General features: G+C 65.0%; 13 protein-coding genes. 5 read left to right on the top strand and 8 right to left on the bottom strand.

The features are described from left to right. The first annotated feature begins 291 nt into the window (after window positions 1–291). Window positions 292–2,730, top strand: coding sequence for an EAL domain-containing protein (locus tag HWX53_RS05900; protein WP_175939861.1), 2,439 nt, complete (start codon window positions 292–294; stop codon window positions 2,728–2,730). A gap of 7 nt (window positions 2,731–2,737) precedes the next feature. Here HWX53_RS05900 and HWX53_RS05895 read toward each other — a convergent pair whose 3' ends face one another. From HWX53_RS05895 to HWX53_RS05875, 5 genes are all read right to left on the bottom strand, one after another. Beyond that, on the bottom strand, window positions 2,738–3,196 hold the full coding sequence (locus HWX53_RS05895) for a CopD family protein (protein WP_175939860.1): 459 nt from the start codon (window positions 3,194–3,196) through the stop codon (window positions 2,738–2,740). Window positions 3,197–3,341: 145 nt separating this feature from the next. Next, window positions 3,342–5,663: a DNA topoisomerase IV subunit A gene (gene parC / locus HWX53_RS05890; RefSeq protein WP_175939859.1), complete on the bottom strand. Its 2,322-nt coding sequence runs from the start codon at window positions 5,661–5,663 to the stop codon at window positions 3,342–3,344. A 33-nt stretch (window positions 5,664–5,696) separates the two neighbouring features. Next, window positions 5,697–7,676, bottom strand: coding sequence for a DNA topoisomerase IV subunit B (locus HWX53_RS05885; protein WP_175939858.1), 1,980 nt, complete (start codon window positions 7,674–7,676; stop codon window positions 5,697–5,699). A gap of 276 nt (window positions 7,677–7,952) precedes the next feature. Then, on the bottom strand, window positions 7,953–9,887 hold the full coding sequence (locus HWX53_RS05880; RefSeq protein WP_175940623.1) for an ATP-binding cassette domain-containing protein: 1,935 nt from the start codon (window positions 9,885–9,887) through the stop codon (window positions 7,953–7,955). Between the two features lie 136 nt (window positions 9,888–10,023). Continuing rightward, window positions 10,024–10,425, bottom strand: coding sequence for a DUF4399 domain-containing protein (locus HWX53_RS05875; protein ID WP_175939857.1), 402 nt, complete (start codon window positions 10,423–10,425; stop codon window positions 10,024–10,026). 158 nt (window positions 10,426–10,583) lie between these two features. Here HWX53_RS05875 and HWX53_RS05870 point away from each other — a divergent pair, with 158 nt between their 5' ends. Next, complete coding sequence (locus HWX53_RS05870) at window positions 10,584–10,766, top strand: rubredoxin (RefSeq protein WP_175939856.1); 183 nt, start codon at window positions 10,584–10,586, stop codon at window positions 10,764–10,766. Between the two features lie 31 nt (window positions 10,767–10,797). On the opposite strand, the gene HWX53_RS05865 is transcribed toward HWX53_RS05870, so the two are convergent. The 3 genes from HWX53_RS05865 to HWX53_RS05855 all read right to left on the bottom strand — a co-directional run bounded on the left by HWX53_RS05865 (window position 10,798) and on the right by HWX53_RS05855 (window position 13,365). Further along, window positions 10,798–11,541, bottom strand: coding sequence for a class I SAM-dependent methyltransferase (locus tag HWX53_RS05865; protein WP_175939855.1), 744 nt, complete (start codon window positions 11,539–11,541; stop codon window positions 10,798–10,800). Continuing rightward, entirely contained in the window at window positions 11,541–12,344 is an 804-nt protein-coding gene (locus HWX53_RS05860) for a hypothetical protein (protein ID WP_175939854.1), read from the bottom strand. The genes HWX53_RS05865 and HWX53_RS05860 overlap by 1 nt, the downstream gene beginning before the upstream one ends. A 103-nt stretch (window positions 12,345–12,447) precedes the next feature. After that, window positions 12,448–13,365 carry a LysR family transcriptional regulator gene (locus tag HWX53_RS05855; protein WP_175939853.1) on the bottom strand — a complete coding sequence of 306 codons (918 nt, stop codon included), beginning with the start codon at window positions 13,363–13,365 and terminating at the stop codon, window positions 12,448–12,450. 111 nt (window positions 13,366–13,476) lie between these two features. Here HWX53_RS05855 and HWX53_RS05850 point away from each other — a divergent pair, with 111 nt between their 5' ends. The 3 genes from HWX53_RS05850 to HWX53_RS05840 all read left to right on the top strand — a co-directional run bounded on the left by HWX53_RS05850 (window position 13,477) and on the right by HWX53_RS05840 (window position 16,236). Next, window positions 13,477–14,640: an alpha/beta fold hydrolase gene (locus HWX53_RS05850; protein WP_175939852.1), complete on the top strand. Its 1,164-nt coding sequence runs from the start codon at window positions 13,477–13,479 to the stop codon at window positions 14,638–14,640. 103 nt (window positions 14,641–14,743) lie between these two features. Continuing rightward, the gene (locus tag HWX53_RS05845; RefSeq protein WP_175939851.1) at window positions 14,744–15,580 is read left to right on the top strand and encodes a helix-turn-helix transcriptional regulator; all 837 of its coding nucleotides are present in this window, start codon (window positions 14,744–14,746) and stop codon (window positions 15,578–15,580) included. A 107-nt stretch (window positions 15,581–15,687) separates the two neighbouring features. After that, window positions 15,688–16,236 (top strand): carboxymuconolactone decarboxylase family protein, encoded by a 549-nt coding sequence (locus tag HWX53_RS05840; RefSeq protein ID WP_175939850.1) that lies wholly within the window; start codon window positions 15,688–15,690, stop codon window positions 16,234–16,236. Window positions 16,237–16,262 lie beyond the last annotated feature (26 nt).

Below are 16,262 nucleotides of genomic sequence, written 5' to 3'. Positions count from 1 at the left end.
CTGCGGCTTCAGTACTATCCGAACATTCGCGGGCCGGAACAGAGGCGCGGAATCCGGTCCTGCGCTGCGCCACGTCATGCGGCGAGCCGCAAACGCAAACGAGAATGCAAGCGCCGACGCCTGCTTCGTCATCACGCAAACGGTTAAACGGTTGCCTTCAGGCGGCCAAAGCGCGTCTAGCGGTATATTGAACGGCTTTGGCCGAACGTCTCGAGACATGCATCGCCACTATCACCACGCGCGCTTCGTCGCATGGCGCGCGCTTCGCGGCAGGGCCGCGCCGGGCACTCCATGAAGCGTACGCGCTCCCACGCGGCGAGCGATTCGCGCGTCAACGCTCCGTCGGCACGGCGGCGTCGCGCGCTGCTGGCGATTCCGGTGCTCGGCAGCGTGCTGCTGGTGCTGCTGTGGGCGGTCATCTTCGCGCGGCTTTCGGTGGAACGCGACGCCACCACGCATGAATCGACGGCTTCCGCCGCGATTCTTTCGTCCGCACTCGAACAGCACACGATCAAGGCGATTCATCAGGTCGATCAGATCACGCGCTTCGTCAAATATGAATACGAGAAAGCGCCCGACCACTTCAATCTGATCGCCACGGTCGAAAAAGGCGTCGTGCAGAGCGACACGCTCGTGCAGGTTTCGCTGATCGACGAGGACGGCATTCTGGTCGCCAATACGTCCGACTCGCATCCGAAGCCGATCGACCTGTCCGACCGCGAGCACTTCAAAGTCCATCTGCACGCGAACGACGATCTGCTCTACATCAGCCGCCCGGTGCGCGGACGCGTCTCGAACCTGTGGACGCTCCAGATCACGCGACGTCTCAATCATCCCGACGGCTCGTTCGCGGGCGTGGTCGTCGTTTCCGAAGACCCGACCTACTTCACGAGCGACTTCTATAACGTCGCGTCCATCGGGCGCGAAGGCGTGATCGCCGTGGTGTCGGACAACGGCTCGGTGCTCGCGCGCAGCACCAGCGTCGCGCTTGGAGAGAATCCGGCCGGCAATGCGGCGTCAACAGGCGGCGCGCGCAAGACGGGTGGCGCGTCAGGCTCCGCGCGCGCCGCGTTCAGCGCGAGCGGCGTCTATCCGACTTCCGAACACGCATCGGGCACTTATGTCGATCCGATCGACCATGTGAAGCGCATCGTCTCTTATCGGCATATCGACGGCTATCCGCTCGGCGTGCTCGTCGGTCTTTCGGAGCGCGAGGAGTTCGCGGACTACAACCACACGCGCAACGTCTATCTGCTGATGGCGAGCTTCATCTCCTTCGCGATGCTCGGCTTCTTCGCCGTCGCGACAGGCTTGATCGGCAAGCTGCTCGGACGCGAACGCGAGATGACGCATCTCGTCGAATTCGACCTGCTCACCGGGCTGCGCAACCGTTATTCGACGCTGCGCGCATTGCGGGCCGACGTCGCGCAGACGGACAACATCGGGCGGCTCGCGCTGCTCTTCATCGATCTCGACAACTTCAAGACGGTCAACGACACGCTCGGCCACAACGCGGGCGATATCGTGCTGCAAATGACCGCGTCGCGGCTCGCGGAAACGGTGGGCCACGGCGGGACGCTCGCGCGCATCGGCGGCGACGAGTTCGTCGTGATCGTCAAGGGCGATGAGGTCGAAAAGCGCGCGGTCGGACTCGCCAACGACATCGTGACCATGTTCGCGACGCCCTTCGACGTGCGCGGCAGCGCGTTCGTGTTGCACGCGAGCATCGGCATTGCGCTCTATTCGGTGTCGAACGAAAGCGAGATCGACTTGCTGAAGAAGGCCGACCTCGCGATGTACAGCGCGAAGGACGCGGGCAAGAACTGCTATCAGTTCTACTCGCCGCAACTGTCGCATCGCGCGGACCATCTGATGAAGTGGGAGCAGCAGCTGCGCGTGGCGCTCGCCGAGCGCCAATTGTTCCTCGTCTATCAGCCGAAGATCGATCTGGCCCGCCGCTGCATTACCGGATTCGAGGCGCTCGTGCGATGGAACCATCCGCAGCACGGGCTCATTCCGGCGAACGAATTTATTCCGGTGGCGGAATCGACCGGGCTGATCGTCGCGGTCGGCGATTTCGTGATTCACACGGCCTGCGCGCAACTCGCGCAATGGCAGCGCGACGGTTATACGGGCCTGTCGCTCGCGGTCAACATTTCGGCCGTGCAATTCTGGCGCGGCGACTTGCTCGAAACGGTCGCCCGCGCGATCGAAGCGTCCGGCATTCCGCCGGGCAAGCTCGAACTCGAAATCACCGAGACCGTGATGGTCGAGTATCCGGAACTGGTGCAGGAGAAGATCGTTGCGCTCAAGCGTCTGGGCGTGCGCATCGCGCTCGACGACTTCGGCACCGGCTATTCGTCGCTGTCGTATCTGAACCGCTTTTCGGTCGATACGCTCAAGGTGGACCGCTCGTTCATTCAGGCGATTCCGGAAGACCGCAGCGTGTGCGTGATGGTCTCCGCGATCATCAATCTCGCTCGCTCGCTCGGGCTGACCGTGGTGGTCGAAGGCACCGAGCGCGAGGAACAGATCACCTGGCTCGCGGCGCTCGGTCCAGTGGAAGCGCAAGGCTTCCTGTTCTCGCGACCCGTTCCCGCCGACGGCGTGCAGGCGCTTCTGGACCGCTTCGGCGTATGCGGCTGGGCGCTCGCAAGCGGCGCGCTCGGGCTCGGCACGCTCGGCCAGGAGCCGTCGAACACCGCGTTGAGCGACGAACGCGGCACCTGACTCGCGCCTAGATGCCGCGCGACAGCACCGCGGTCCCGATCGTCACGACGCCGAGCACGAGATTGACGACCACGAGCCTTCGCACGGTGCCGACCGCCCGCGCGCCATCGGGCCAGTTCTGCGCCTGCACCGCACGGCGGATGCGCGGAAACACGGCAAAGCGGATATGCCCGAAGATCAGCATCATCACGATGCCTAAGCCGGCCATCGCGTGAAGCGGCCATGCGGCATGCGCGCCGCCATATTGCGCGAGCAGAAAGCCGCCCGTGATCAGGATCACGAGCACGGCGCCCGCGACCCAGTTGAAGAAGCGCGCGAATACGGTTTCCCAGAGCGGCAGGCGCAGTTGCGGCGCGAGGTCGCCGAGCGCGGGGCGCAGGCAGAAGTGCGCGAAGACCATGCCGCCTATCCATACGGCCACGCCGAGCAAGTGAAGAAAGAGCGCGGCTTCGATGGCATGAGTCATGGGTGTCGAGGGCAGAAGGTAAGTGAAGTTTGGCCGTTCGACTCAGGCGCGGCGCGTCAGTTCCTAAACGTCGGGCGCGAAGCGAAAAGAAAACGCCTCGCTGCGAGGTTCGCAGGAAGGCGCTTCTCTATGCGTTAGCGCAAGGTCAGCCTTCGAACACCGGCCGCATTTCGCTGACTTTCAGCGACGTATCCGGCGCGCGGCCCTTTCTCGCACGCTTGCCGAGATGCTGTTGCAGTTGCGCGCCCGAGAGCTTCTCGTCGCGGATCTTGCCGCCGCGTCCCGCGCCGATCAGCACGACGCCGCGCGCGTCGATGGCGAGCGCCTGACGCAGCGTTTCGTTCGGATCGAGCGTCATCAGCGTGACGCCGCGCCCGCCGCCCGAGAGCGTCTTCATCTCGTCCATGCCGAAGACGAGCAGTCTGCCCGCATTCGACAGGCACGCGACGTACAGCGCGCCCGGCAGCACCGGCATCGGCGCGAGCGGCAACGCGCCTTCGTCGATGGTCATAAACGACTTGCCCGCCTTGTTGCGGCTCACCATGTCGCCGAGCTTCGCGATAAAGCCGAAGCCATTGCTCGACGCCAGCAGCAATGGCTGCTCCGCCGACGCCGCGAAGTAATGCAGCAGATGCGTGCCCGATTCGAGTTCGATCAGCGACGTGACCGGCACGCCGTCGCCGCGACCGCCCGGCAGCGCGGCCACCGGCACGGAGTACACGCGGCCGTTGCTGCCCCACGCGATGAGCGTGTCCGGCGTGCGCGCCTGGAACACGGCGTACAGCGAATCGCCGGCCTTGAACGTGAAGCCGGCCGGATCGAGCCCGTGGCCCTTCAGCGCGCGCACCCAGCCCTTCTGCGAGACGACGACCGTCACCGGCTCGTCGACGACGCGCACTTCGAACGTCGCGCGCTTTTCCTGCTGGATCAGCGTGCGGCGGTCGTCGCCATACTGCTTCGCGTCCGCTTCGATTTCCTTGATGAGCAGGCGCTTCATCGCGGCGTCGCTGTTCAGCAGTTCTTCGAGCTTCTTCTTCTCGTCGCGCAAGTCGGAGAGCTCCTGCTCGATCTTGATCGCTTCGAGCCGCGCGAGTTGCCGCAAACGGATCTCGAGAATGTCCTCGGCCTGACGATCGGAGAGGTTGAAGCGCGCGATCAGCGCCTGCTTCGGCTCCTCCGCCTCGCGGATGATGCGAATGACTTCGTCGATATTCAGGAAGACGATCATCCGCCCTTCGAGAATATGGATGCGGTCGTTCACCTTCCCCAGGCGATGCTGCGTCCGGCGCGTGACGGTCACGAACCGGAAGCCGACCCACTCGTGCAGGATTTCGACGATGCCCTTCTGCCTCGGCCGGCCGTCGGCGCCGATCATCACGAGGTTGATCGCGGCGTTCGATTCGAGGCTCGTATGCGCGAGCAGCGTATTGACGAACTCCGTCTGGTCGATGCGGCTCGACTTCGGCTCGAACACGAGGCGCACGGGCGCGTCCTTGCCGGACTCGTCGCGCACGGTGTCGAGCAGCGCCAGCAGCGTCTGCTTGGTCTGCAACTGATCCGGCGTCAGCGTCTTCTTGCCGAGCTTGATCTTCGGGTTGGTCAGTTCCTCGATTTCTTCGAGCACCTTCTGACCCGACGTGTTCGGCGGCAATTCGTTGATGACGAGCTGCCACTGACCGCGCGCGAGGTCTTCGATCTTCCAGCGCGCCCGCACCTTCAGACTGCCGCGCCCGGTTTCGTAGGCCGCCGAGATTTCCGCCTGCGACGAGATGATCTGCCCGCCGCCGGGGAAGTCCGGCCCGTTGAGCTTCTCCATCACGCCTGCGTGCCCGAGCTTCGGATCGCGAATCATCGCGACGGCGGCTTGCGCGACTTCGCGCAGATTGTGCGACGGCACTTCCGTCGCGAGACCGACCGCGATGCCCGACGCGCCGTTGAGCAGCAAGAACGGCAGGCGCGCGGGCAAGAGCTTCGGCTCCTCGAACGAGCCGTCGTAGTTCGGCATGAAATCGACCGTGCCCTGGTCGATTTCATCGAGCAGCAAGCGCGCGATCGGCGTGAGGCGCGCTTCGGTGTATCGCATGGCCGCGGCGCCGTCGCCGTCGCGCGAGCCGAAGTTGCCCTGACCGTCGATGAGCGGATAGCGCATCGAGAAGTCCTGCGCGAGACGCACGAGCGCGTCGTACGCGGACTGATCGCCGTGCGGGTGATACTTGCCGAGCACGTCGCCCACGACGCGCGCCGACTTCACGGGCTTCGCGGTGCTCGCGAGGCCCATCTCGTTCATCGCGTAGAGAATGCGGCGCTGCACGGGCTTCTGCCCGTCCGATACGTCGGGCAGCGCGCGGCCCTTGACCACGCTCACCGCGTAGTCGAGATACGCGCGTTCGGCGTAATCGCCGAGCGTCAGGTGTTCTCCGTCGGGCGCCGCTTGCTGTTCGGCGAAAAGATCGTCAGTGATTCCCATCGAATATCCGTTATGCGTTTTCCGAAGCCGGCATCAGATGTCCGCTTCCACTTCGTTGCCCTTCTCTTCGAGCCAGCTTCGGCGCGACGCCGCTTCGCCCTTGCCCATCAGCATGGTCATGCGCGAGACGGTGAGATCGAAGCCGAGATCGCCCAGGCGGACCGGCAAGAGACGCCGCGTGTCGGGGTTCATCGTCGTGTCCCAGAGCTGTTCGGCACTCATTTCGCCGAGGCCCTTGAAGCGGCTGATGCTCCATTGCGTTTCGCGCACGCCGTCCTTGCGCAGCTTGTCGAGAATCGCTTCGAGTTCGCCTTCGTCGAGCGCGTAGAGCTTCTGCGCGGGCTTCTTGCCGCGCGCGGGCGCATCGACGCGAAAAAGCGGCGGACGCGCGACGCAGACGTGACCGCGTTCGATGAGTTGCGGGAAGTGCTTGAAGAAGAGCGTGAGCAGCAGCACCTGAATGTGCGCGCCGTCCACGTCCGCGTCCGACAGAATGCAGATTTTGCCGTAGCGCAGATTCGAGAGATCGATCTGATCGTCGGGACCGTGCGGATCGACGCCGATCGCCACCGCGATGTCATGCACTTCGTTGTTGGCAAAGAGCCGGTCGCGTTCGGTTTCCCACGTGTTCAGCACCTTGCCGCGCAGGGGCAGAATGGCCTGGAACTCCTTGTCCCGGCCCATCTTCGCGGAGCCGCCCGCCGAATCGCCCTCGACGAGGAAAAGCTCGTTGCGCGTGATATCGGTCGATTCGCAGTCCGTGAGCTTGCCCGGCAGCACGGCCACGCCCGAGCTCTTGCGCTTCTCGACCTTCTGCCCGGCGCGCGTGCGCGCCTGCGCCTGGCGAATGACGAGTTCGGCCAGCTTCCTGCCGTATTCGACATGCTGATTGAGCCACAACTCCAGCGCCGGCCGCGAGAACGACGACACGAGCTTCACGGCATCGCGGCTATTGAGACGCTCCTTGATTTGCCCCTGGAATTGCGGATCGAGCACCTTTGCCGACAGCACGAAGGAGACGCGCGCGAACACGTCTTCGGCGAGCAGCTTCACGCCCTTCGGCTGAAGGTTGTGGATCTCCACGAAGTTCTTGACCGCCTGAAAGAGCCCGTCGCGCAAGCCGGATTCGTGCGTGCCGCCCGCGGGCGTCGGAATCAGGTTCACGTACGATTCGCGCAAGAGCGGCCCTTCCTCGCTCCACGCGACGACCCACGACGCGCCTTCGCCTTCCGCGAAGGTCTCCTCCGTCGTGCGCGAGTTGTCCGCGTAACGCTCGCCTTCGAAGAGCGGAATCAGCAGTTCGCTGCCGCCCATGCCTTCGAGCAGATAGCCGCGCAGGCCGTCTTCGTACTTCCACGTCTGACGCTCGCCGGTCTTCTCGATGACGAGCACGACTTCGACGCCCGGCAGCAGCACGGCTTTCGAGCGCAACAGGCGCTGCAACTCGCCGAGCGGCAGATTGGGCGAATCGAAATACTTCGCGTTCGGCCAGGCGCGCACGCGCGTGCCGCTCTTCTTCTCGCCGCGTTCCGGCGAACGGGTAGTGAGCGGCTCGATGACGTCGCCATTGGCAAATGCCAGATGCGCGACCTTGTTGTCGCGCCAGACCGTGACTTCGAGGCGCGTGGCGAGCGCGTTCGTCACCGAGACGCCGACGCCGTGCAGGCCGCCCGAAAACGTGTACGCGCCGCCCGCGGCCTTGTCGAACTTGCCGCCCGCATGCAGCCGCGTGAAGACGATCTCGACGACCGGCACGCCTTCCTCCGGATGCAGGCCGAACGGAATGCCGCGGCCGTCGTCTTCCACCGAGACGGAGTTGTCCGCATGGACCGTCACGGTGATCTGCTTGCCGTAGCCGCCGAGTGCTTCGTCCGACGCGTTGTCGATGACTTCCTGCACGATATGCAGCGGATTTTCGGTGCGCGTGTACATGCCGGGCCGCTGCTTGACCGGCTCGAGGCCCTTCAGGACCTTGATCGATGCTTCGCTGTAGCCCGCCGCCTTCGCGCTCATCGCGCGCGGCCTGGCGCGCTCGGCGCGCTGTGGAGTGGCTGCTTGGGCCACACTGAATTTTTTCGTGGACATAGTTGAACGTTGATCCGGCTTGCGACCCCGCGCGGGAATGGTCACCGCACGACGCCGCGATGCCGGCAAATGCTTTATCGAATGCTCAAGATTGCCTCACCGGATAGGCATCACGAGGGCCTTCGCCCCGTCCGCCCGTCCGGCCGCGCTAGGAGAATAGCGGTTTTCGCCCGCCGCGCCCACCTCGACGGCGTCAAACCGAGCCTATCCGCGCTTCGCTTCGAGTTCTTCCCAGCGTTCCAGCGCGACGAGCAATTCCTCTTCGATGGCCGCGTGACGCTCGGACAGGCGCGCGCCTTCTTTCGCGTCCGTGGCGAAAATGGAGCCGTCTTCGAGCTGCGCGCCGATGCGCTTCTGCTCGTCTTCCAGTTCCGCGATGCGCGCGGGCAGCGCTTCCAGCTCGCGCTGTTCCTTGAACGAGAGCTTGACCGTGCGCTGCGCGTTGCGGCCCGCCGCGCTTTCCTTCGGCGCGTCTTCCCTGGGCGCTTCCTTCGCGCTCTGCCGCGCCGCTTCCTCGGCGATGCGGTCCGAACGTTCGCGCTGAACTTGCCAGTCCGAGAAGCCGCCGACATACTCGCGCCACTTGCCGCCGCCTTCCGCCGCGAAGACGGACGTCACCACGTTGTCGAGAAACGCGCGGTCGTGGCTCACGAGCAGCACGGTGCCGTCGTAGTCCGCGAGCAGTTCTTCGAGCAGTTCGAGCGTGGGAATGTCGAGGTCGTTGGTCGGTTCGTCGAGCACGAGCACGTTCGCCGGACGCGCGAAAAGGCGCGCGAGCAACAGGCGATTGCGCTCGCCGCCCGAGAGCGACCGCACCGGCGACCGCGCGCGCTCGGGCGCGAACAGGAAGTCGCCGAGATAGCTCATCACGTGCTTCTTCACGCCGTTCACTTCGACCCATTCGCTGCCGGGACTGATGGTATCCGCGAGCGATTTGTCGAGGTCGAGCTGCGCGCGCATCTGATCGAAATACGCGGTCTGAATGTTGGTGCCGGTGCGCACGCGGCCTGCGTCCGGCTGCAACTCGCCGAGAATCAGCTTGAGCAGCGTGGTCTTGCCCGCCCCGTTCGGCCCGACGAAACCGATCTTGTCGCCGCGCATGACCGTGGCCGTGAAGCTGTCGACGATGGTGCGCGCGCCATAACGCTTCGTCACGTCCGTCAGTTCCGCGACGATCTTGCCGGACTTCTCGCCCTGCCCGACGTCGAGCTTCACGTTGCCCTGCACGTTGCGCCGTTCGGCGCGTTCCTTGCGCATTTCGACGAGCCGCGCAATGCGCCCGACGCTGCGCGTGCGCCGCGCCTCCACGCCCTTGCGAATCCACACTTCTTCCTGCGCGAGCAGCTTGTCGAACTTGGCCTGTTCCACTTGCTCGACTTCGAGCTGCTGCGCCTTGCGAATCTGATACGCGCTGAAGTTGCCCGGATACGACAGCAAGCGCCCGCGGTCGAGTTCCACGATGCGCGTGGCCACGCGATCGAGAAACGCGCGGTCGTGCGTAATGAAAAGCAGGCCCGTGCGCAGCGTGACGAGCAGTTCTTCGAGCCAGCGAATGCCTTCGAAGTCCAGATGGTTGGTCGGCTCGTCCAGCAGCAACACGTCCGGCTGCACGACGAGCGCCCGCGCCAGCGCGACGCGCTTTCGCATGCCGCCGGAAAGCGAACCCGCGCGGGCCTCGCCGTCGAGCCCGATCTGCGCGAGCGTCGTCGCGACGCGCGTGCGCCAGTTCCAGGCATCGCGCGTATCGAGCGCCGATTGGAGCGTGTTCATGCGCGCGAGCAACGCGTCGTGCTCCGCGCCTTCGGGCGTGTCCGCGAGCCGGTGCGCGACGGCGTCGTATTCGTCGAGCAGCGTGCGCGCATCGACGAGGCCGGAGGCGACGACATCGAACACGGATGCGTCGAGATCGAACTCGGGCTCCTGCGGCACATAGACGGTCGTGAGTTCGCTCTGGCGCGTGACGAGCCCGTCGTCGGGCGCGGCGAGCCCCGCGACGATCTTGAGCAGCGACGACTTGCCCGCGCCGTTGCGGCCGATCAGCCCGACACGTTCGCCCGCTTCGAGCGAGAAGTCGGCGTGATCCAGCAACGCGACGTGGCCGAACGCGAGTTGTGCGTCCGTGATGGAATAAAGCGACATGGGGATGAATGCGAACGAAGGCGATACCGAGGAAGCGGTCATTGTACCGATGTTCCCTCGCGCCGAAGGTCGCATCGGCCGAACGGACAAGGGCGCGCGGGCCGTGGCGCGCGCCCGTCTGCCCCTGCCGTTGGGTCTACTTGACGTGGACCTTGATCGTCTGCGCCATCTCGGACCCGTACGAGCGATGCGCGCCGTCGCCGAGCTGCATCGTCAGCGTGTGGTCGCCGGGCGGCAGCTTCACGTCGGCTTCGGTCTGCGCCTTACCGTAATGCAGCGACGTCTCGCTCGCCGGGATCACGGTTCCCTTGGGCAGCGGGCCGCTGTCGATCAGCAGATGATGATGGCCCGAGCCTTCCGTCATCGTGCCGGCCGGCGCGAGCGTCATGCCCTCGACGCCGAACTTCACATGGACGGGACTCGTGACGGTGGCGCCGTCTTTGGGCTCGATGAAGTACACGCGCGACTGCGCGTGCGCGTGGCCCGCGAAGGCCGCCGCGACAACGATGGCGCCAGCAAATACGGTCTTGTTCAGCATGGTCTTCTCCTTATCGGTCGAGCGAGCGTCGCTCTGGAAAGCAACGGCGCCCCAGCATACACCTGCCTTACGGCCAACCGCATCCGACGCGCGTTTTTTGCGACGGCGCTTGGGGTAAGATGCCGGCTCGCCGTTTCAACTGAACACATGAGTCTGTCGTGAGCGAAGTCATCGAATACAAAAGCTGGGTATGCCTGATTTGCGGCTGGGTCTACAACGAGCAGGACGGCCTGCCGGCTCAAGGCATCGCGCCGGGCACGCGTTTCGCCGATATCCCCGCCAGCTGGCGCTGTCCGGAATGCGACGTCGGCAAGGAAGATTTCGTCGTCGTCGAGTTCTGACGCAACACGGCGCCGCGCTTGCGGCGCTATTTCAGCGCGCCACCGCGATCAACTCGCGGCTCGTCTCGTCTACCGGCGCGCGGTTCCAGTCCCCATACCAGTCGATGTAAGCGAAGCCCGCGCGGGTAAGCAGTTGCGCGAGTTCGTCGCGGCTGCGAAAGCGCAGTTCGCTTTCGGCGCGCAGCGTCTCGGTCTCGCCCTGGAAGCGCGCGTGAGTCGGGAACGCGACGCGCCCGGTCGCGAGCGGATCGGGCTTCGCGCGCCGCTCTTGCCACACGTCGACGGCACGTCCATCGGCGCTTTGAACGCGACGCAGCGAGCGTTCCGCCGTCCAGTTGTCCCATGCCCGCGCCGCCGGATTGCGGCTCTCGAACGCGATGCGCCCGCCCGGACGCAACGCGCGTCGCGCGGCGACAAGCGTCGCCAAGAACGATGCATCGTCGAGAAATACTTGCGCGACGTGGCCGGTCATCACAAGCAGGTCGGCCGCGCCGACGAACGGCAGCGCGGACGCATCGCCTTCGATCCACGTCACGCGGTCGCCGGACGGACGGCCACGCGCGATCTTGAGCATCTGCGGCGACGGATCGATGCCCGTCACGCGATAGCCGCGCCCGGCAAGCTCGCAGGCAAGCAGACCGGTGCCGCATCCGAGGTCGATCACATGTGCCGCCGACTCGGCGAGCGCCACGTAAAACGCCGTGTCGGCAGCGGCGGGATTGCGCGCGTCGTAGAGCGCGACGAGGCGCGGGTCGTCATAGAGGTTCGTCGGCATCAGCGGGTTTGGTAGGCGAGCGCTTCGCGCATCGGCTGGCTGTGGACCATGATCGGGCCGGTGAACGGCGTATCGAGATCGAGAATGACGAGCACGGCCGACGCGATGGAAAGCGCGCCCAGCATGATCGTCACGAGAGATAGCGCGTTGCGCGGGGCGATCAGTCCGAAGCACAGAAAGATAATGAGCAGCCAGCCGACGAGTATGCGGTCGAACGGATACGAAATGGTGCCGTGTGCTTCCTCGATCAGCTTCCAGCGCAGCGCGATGAGCTGCTCGAAGCGCGCGGCGGTGTTGTCGGCGAGCTTGCGGTGGTACGCGTCGGCGGGCTGAAGCAACCGGACCTGACGCTGGCCGCGATCGAGCAGTTCGCCCAGCGCGCGACTTTCCAGCTTGCCGCTCGCGTGCGGCGACGGTTCCACTTGCGGGTAGTAGTCGCCCGGCGGATGCGGCTCGGCCGGCCATGTGCTCGCAATCGCGGCCGCCGTGTAGCTGCGCAGCACGGCGCGGGTTTCGTCGAGGTCCGCGCCGTAGTCGCGCATCGCCCGGTCGAGTTCGATGATCGCGGCGGCGTAGGCGCGCACGTCGTTATCGGTGGTATCGAACACGGTTTTCGCCGATGCCGTCAGCAAGCCCAGCACGAGCGCCGCGAACGTCACCAGCATGCCGACGAGGAGCTGCACGAGCTGCACCGTTTCCTGCGCCTTGTGCTCCTCCGGCAACAGCGGCCGAATGATCGCGCCGATGCCGGTACTCGCGAGCAGCAGAAAGAACACGAGCAGCGCGGATTCGATTTCCGTCATGAGCGCATGAGCCGCGAGCGAGGATGGGTGTGCTCGCATTATCCGGTGGAAACGGCTCGCGGTCCAATGCGGGCGGCGGCTGAGGCCGACGACTAGCGGCTTGTCATGGCCGCGTTCCCGTGTCCCACGGCGGTTCATCGCCGAACGCTTCTGCGAGGTAATCCACGAATCGGCGCACCTTGAGCGGGATGCCCCGCGCGCCTGGATAGACCGCCTGAATCAACAGTTCGGTCGCGCGGTAGTCGGGCAGCAGTGCGACGAGTTTGCCGCGCCGCACATGCTCTCCGAAGACGAAGCTCGGGCCGTACGCGATTCCGGCTCCGGCGAGCGCGGCGGACAGCAGCATTTGCATGTTGTTCGCCGAAATGCGCGCAGGTCCGTCGATGACGTATGCGCGGTTATCCGCATCGAACAAGGTCCAGTCGCCCGCCGACACGGCTTCGCTGAACACGAGCCTCGGCGCGCCCAGCAGATCGTCGGGCGTGCGCGGCGCGCCGTGCCGCTCGATGTAACCGGGCGACGCGCACACGACCATGCGGCATGGCGCGATGCGGCGCGTCACGAGCGCCGGATCATCCAGACGACCGATGCGGATCGCGACGTCGATGCCTGCGTCGAGCAGATCCACATACCGGTCGCCGAGATCCACGTCCACATTCACTTGCGGATGGTCGCGGACATATCGCGCGATGACATCGCCGAGATGCATCGCGCCGAACGTGACGGGCGCCGCGACGCGCAGCACGCCGCGCACCGTGGCCTGCGAATCGCTCACTTCGCGGTTCGCCTCGGCGAAGGCCTCAAGAATCTGTTTGCTGCGCTCGTAATAGGTCTGGCCCGCATCGGTAAGGCTAAGACGCCGGGTCGTGCGCTGAAGCAGACGCGCATTCAGCCTTGCCTCGATCTCGGAGACATGTTTGCCCGCCATCGCGGGCGACAATCCGAAACGACGCGCCGCCGCAGCCAGGCTCCCTTCCTCCACCGCCGCGACGAACACGCCAAGACTGGTCAGTCGGTCCATGACTCTCCCCGATTCGATCGCCGCATTATCGACTGCCGCCACTCATCGGGCAATTATCGGGGCGCAAGCGCACGCCTACGATTCACGCATGTCACGAACGGAGGCGAGAAGATGAAGATCGAAACGAACGGCACGCGGATTCACGTCACAGAGCGCGGCAGCGGGGATATGGCGCTCGTGTTCCTGCACTATTACGGCGGCTCGTCGCGGACGTGGGACGGCGTTGCGGACGAACTAGCTGACCGTTATCGCATCGTTGCCACCGATCATCGCGGATGGGGCGATTCCGACGCGCCCTCGAACGGCTACGGCATCGCCGATCTGGCCGCCGATGCCGAAGGCGTGATCGACGCGCTCGGCTTGCGGCGCTATGTGCTCGTCGGTCATTCGATGGGCGGCAAAGTCGCGCAATTGATCGCATCACGGCGGCCGAAGGGACTCGAAGGGCTCGTGCTCGTCGCTCCGTCGCCGCCCTCGCCCATGCGCCTCTCGGAGCAGGAACGCGCGACCTTGTCGGGCGCTTACGCATCGCGCGAATCGGTCGAATTCGTGATCGATCACGTGCTGACCGGGAGACCGCTCGACGCGGCCCGTCGCGAACGAGTCATCGAGGACAGCCTCAAGGGCGCGCCGCAAGCGAAGGCCGCGTGGCCTGAAGTCGGCATGAGCGAGGACCTGACGGCCGCGGTGGCGTCGATCGACGTGCCTACCGTCGTCATCTCGGGAGAACTGGACCGGTTCGATCGCATCGACACGTTGCAGAGCGAGCTTCTGCCGCGCATCCCGCATGCGGCAATGGTCGTGCTGCCCGGCGTCGGACATCTGTCGCCGCTGGAAGCGCCGAACGACATCGCACGCGTCATCGCGCGCTTTGTCGGAGAGATCAAGAACGGATCGGCGGGCTGTCGTGCGCCGGAGGACGTGCCGCCCGCCTTCGATGCGGCGATGAACGCCGGCGATATCGACGGACTTCTGCGTCTCTTTCGCAACGATGCCACGATGCGTCTGACGAACGGCGTCGAAATCAGCGCGCGCCCGGATGAACTGCGCCGCACGATGGCGCAACTGCTGGCCGCGAAGCCGCGCATTCGCAATACGGTGCGTCGGGTGGTGTCGAGCGGAAACATCGCGCTGGTTCTGGCGGACTGGACGCTGACTGTTACGCTATCCAACCGGCAGCCGCACGTCGAATCGGGCTGCGCGACTCAGGTCATGGAGAAAGGACCGGACGATGCGTGGCGGCTGAGAATCTCGAATCCATCCGGACTGAACTGAGCCAGAAAGCATCGCGTTGTAGCCGCGATTACATGCGATGTCATTGCGCAAGACAGCCGGGAGTCGCTAGAGTCGATACGCCTCGCCACTTACGAAGGAGACCATGAGCGCATCGAACCTTCGCTATCGGGAATCGAACGATCTGCGCGCCTTGCTGCGTCACTGGCGCGAGGCCCGCGGCTTCAGCCAGCTCGATCTCTCGCTCGTTGCCGGGATCTCGCAGCGCCAGATCAGCTTCATCGAAAGCGGACGCAGCGTGCCGGGCCGGCAAACGCTGATGAATATCGCGCAGTCGCTGGATGTGCCGCTGCGCGAACGCAACGCGCTGTTGCTGTCCGCCGGTTATGCGCCGATGTATTCCGAGGCCGAGTGGAGCGACAAGGAAATGTCCGTCGTGATGGGCGCGGCGACGCGAATGTTGCAGCAGCATGAGCCTTTTCCCGCCATCGTGATGGATCGCTATTGGAACGTACTCCTGACCAATCCCGCAACGCCGGATTTCTTCAGTTGCTTCATCGACATGGCCGCACGCACGGGACCGCGCAACATCTTGCATCTGATGTTCGATCCGCAAGGCATGAGGCCGCATATCGCGGACTGGGAAAGCGTGGCGCTCAGTCTGATACAGCGCGTGCATCGCGAAGCGGTCGGACATGTCATCGACGCGCGGACGCAGCAACTGCTCGATGCGCTGCTCGCTTATCCCGGCGTGCGTCCCGAGTGGCGCTCGCAAGCGATGGCGGCGTCTTCTTCCACGCTGCCTGTCGTGCCGTTGAGCTTCGTGAAAGACGGCGCGGCGCTCAACTACTTTTCGATGATCACGACGGTCGGGACGCCGTCGACGGTCGCTGCGCAGGAACTGCGGATCGAGTGCATGTTTCCGGCGGACAGCGAAACAGAAGCGCGGCACATCGCATTGCTGCAAGCTGCGCGCGAGTAGCGTCGAACTGACGACATGCCATGTAATTGGCAGGATGCTTCCGCGCGACTAAGCTGTGTGTGTCGTTCGGTTGCTCATCCAAGATCGCCACTTTATAAGGACTCCACATGGCTCAGTTTCCCGTCTATACGCTCGACTCCGCTCCCGCCGATTCGAAGCCCGCGCTCAACGCCCTCGCTGAGGCGTTCGGCATGGTGCCGAACATCGCAGGCGCCCTCGCCGGTTCGCCCCGATTGATCAACGGACTCGTAGGCGTATTTAAGCAAGTCCATGGCGGCAGCTTCACCGAAGCGCAGATTCAGGCGCTACTGCTCACGAACGCCGTGACGAACCGCGCTGCATGGCCCGTTGCTTTCCACTCGTACCTTGCGTTGCAGGCAGGCCTGAGCGAAGCGGACGTTCAGGCGATCCGCGAACGCCGTCTGCCACACGACGATCGAATCGCGGCGCTGTCGGCCCTGGCGCGCGCCCTCATCGAAAATCGCGGCCGCGTGGACGAACAGGTGATCGCGTCGTTCATCGGCGCGGGCTTCGATCAGGAACGGGTGCTCGAAGTCATTCTCGTCGTGGCGGCATCGACGATGACGAACTACACCGCGAACGTCGCGCAGCCGCCGCTCGAGGCGCGGTTCGAGGCGCACGCGTGGGCGGCCTAGCGCGACGCGCGGGGAAGCCTGCGCTC

Origin of the sequence: Caballeronia sp. BCC1704 (assembly GCF_902833455.1) — a bacterium.
In the GTDB taxonomy this organism is placed as follows: domain Bacteria; phylum Pseudomonadota; class Gammaproteobacteria; order Burkholderiales; family Burkholderiaceae; genus Caballeronia.
The sequence above is the reverse complement of the archived record's forward strand: the minus strand, read 5'-3'. Positions and strand labels throughout refer to the sequence as shown.

Coding starts and splice junctions, on each gene's coding strand:
- HWX53_RS05900 (WP_175939861.1), top strand. CDS start 292: ATGAAGCGTACGCGCTCCCACGCGGCGAGCGATTCGCGCGTCAACGCT.
- HWX53_RS05895 (WP_175939860.1), bottom strand. CDS start 3,196: ATGACTCATGCCATCGAAGCCGCGCTCTTTCTTCACTTGCTCGGCGTG.
- parC (WP_175939859.1), bottom strand. CDS start 5,663: ATGGGAATCACTGACGATCTTTTCGCCGAACAGCAAGCGGCGCCCGAC.
- HWX53_RS05885 (WP_175939858.1), bottom strand. CDS start 7,676: ATGAGCGCGAAGGCGGCGGGCTACAGCGAAGCATCGATCAAGGTCCTG.
- HWX53_RS05880 (WP_175940623.1), bottom strand. CDS start 9,887: ATGTCGCTTTATTCCATCACGGACGCACAACTCGCGTTCGGCCACGTC.
- HWX53_RS05875 (WP_175939857.1), bottom strand. CDS start 10,425: ATGCTGAACAAGACCGTATTTGCTGGCGCCATCGTTGTCGCGGCGGCC.
- HWX53_RS05865 (WP_175939855.1), bottom strand. CDS start 11,541: ATGCCGACGAACCTCTATGACGACCCGCGCCTCGTCGCGCTCTACGAC.
- HWX53_RS05860 (WP_175939854.1), bottom strand. CDS start 12,344: ATGACGGAAATCGAATCCGCGCTGCTCGTGTTCTTTCTGCTGCTCGCG.
- HWX53_RS05855 (WP_175939853.1), bottom strand. CDS start 13,365: ATGGACCGACTGACCAGTCTTGGCGTGTTCGTCGCGGCGGTGGAGGAA.
- HWX53_RS05850 (WP_175939852.1), top strand. CDS start 13,477: ATGAAGATCGAAACGAACGGCACGCGGATTCACGTCACAGAGCGCGGC.
- HWX53_RS05845 (WP_175939851.1), top strand. CDS start 14,744: ATGAGCGCATCGAACCTTCGCTATCGGGAATCGAACGATCTGCGCGCC.
- HWX53_RS05840 (WP_175939850.1), top strand. CDS start 15,688: ATGGCTCAGTTTCCCGTCTATACGCTCGACTCCGCTCCCGCCGATTCG.